The 1,321-nt window shown below is 48.2% G+C and carries 2 protein-coding genes; both read left to right on the top strand.

Annotated elements, in window-relative coordinates; all coding sequences use genetic code 11:
- Window positions 1-677, top strand: a 677-nt coding sequence (locus tag C7R94_RS29630; protein ID WP_304533975.1) for a helicase C-terminal domain-containing protein, incomplete at its 5' end; no start/stop codon positions are given.
- Between the two features lie 41 nt (window positions 678-718).
- On the top strand, window positions 719-1,321 hold a 603-nt coding region (locus tag C7R94_RS29625; protein ID WP_106786043.1), incomplete at its 3' end, for a ComEC/Rec2 family competence protein.

The following is a 1,321-nucleotide window of genomic DNA, read 5'->3' as shown; positions in this document are numbered from 1 at the left end:
AGGAGCAGGGGCTGCTGTTGATTCCATCTGATTTCCCCGCACCAGGCAAAGAGAGTGACTACACGTATTTGGAGGCGGTCATTCAAGGGTGCGTGGATGTCGTACTGGCTTCGAAAGGAAGGACGCTGATCCTGTTTACCTCCCACTCGATGCTCCGACTTGTTTACCAAGCGATGAAGGAACGACTGGCGGAGGCACCGGAACCGTTTACGTTATTCGGTCATGGGATTGATAGCAACAATCGGAGCAAGCTAGTACGACTGTTCCGAAGTATGGAGAGAAGTGTTCTGCTTGGAACGAGCAGCTTCTGGGAAGGTGTCGATATCCAGGGGGAATGGCTGAGTAGTTTGGTCATTGTTCGCCTTCCGTTTGCTCCGCCGAACCATCCTGTCTATCAAGGAAGGGCAGAGCTTTTGAAGGCAGAAGGAAAAAATGCCTTTATGTCGTTGTCTCTTCCACAAGCCGTTCTGCAATTTAAGCAAGGGGTGGGGCGATTGATTCGCCATCATTTGGATCGAGGGGTCGTGATCGTTCTTGACACGAGAGTGGTTGAGTCGAGATATGGACGCTCATTCCTTCAATCTTTGCCGCCATTTCAGATCGAAAGCGGTCCATGGCCAACACTGCGAGAGCGCATAGAGCCATTCCTTAGTATGCAATCCCTGTCAGATTCATAAAATGAAGCAATAGTCTCATAGGGATTAAGGTGATAAAATAAATGTTATGGAAAAAAGCGTGGCGTTGGTGGATTGTAGTTCTTAGTGCGATTTTCCTTTGTGCATGCTCGATTGATAGCCATTTGTATTTGCAAGAAGCAGCAGTGAAGATAGAAGACCCGTTTGAAACTGAGACAGAACAGGAATTTTCGGGTCTCATTATCACCTACTTGGCACTTCCAAAAGGTGAAAGTACGCTTTTGAGAATGCCAGGTGGCAAAACGATGCTGATCGATACGGGTACGGCAGAAGATTGGCCCGTTCTTTCAGCGCGCTTGGCAGAGCTCAAGATTACAAGGCTTGATTATGTGGTGTTGACGAACGACCAGCCGGAACATATGGGAGGCTACGCTTCATTGAGCCAGCAAGTGCTCGTAGATGCCGTCATTTTGCCCAAGCTGATCGCACCATCCATTCGCCATGTTGTGCTGCTTCGTTCCAATCAAAAGCAGATGGAAGTAGAGCAAGGACAAGTACTCACTCTTGACCAAGAAATCTCCATGGAAGTTTTGCTCCCGGATGAACCGTTGTTTTTATCGCCCCAGAATAATTCTCTCGTTTTTCGATTGACGCACGGCCAACTGCGCTTTTTATTTATGAGTGCC

The organism is Brevibacillus sp. NRRL NRS-603 (assembly GCF_003013445.1).
GTDB lineage: Bacteria > Bacillota > Bacilli > Brevibacillales > Brevibacillaceae > Brevibacillus > Brevibacillus formosus.
The sequence above is the reverse complement of the archived record's forward strand: the minus strand, read 5'-3'. Positions and strand labels throughout refer to the sequence as shown.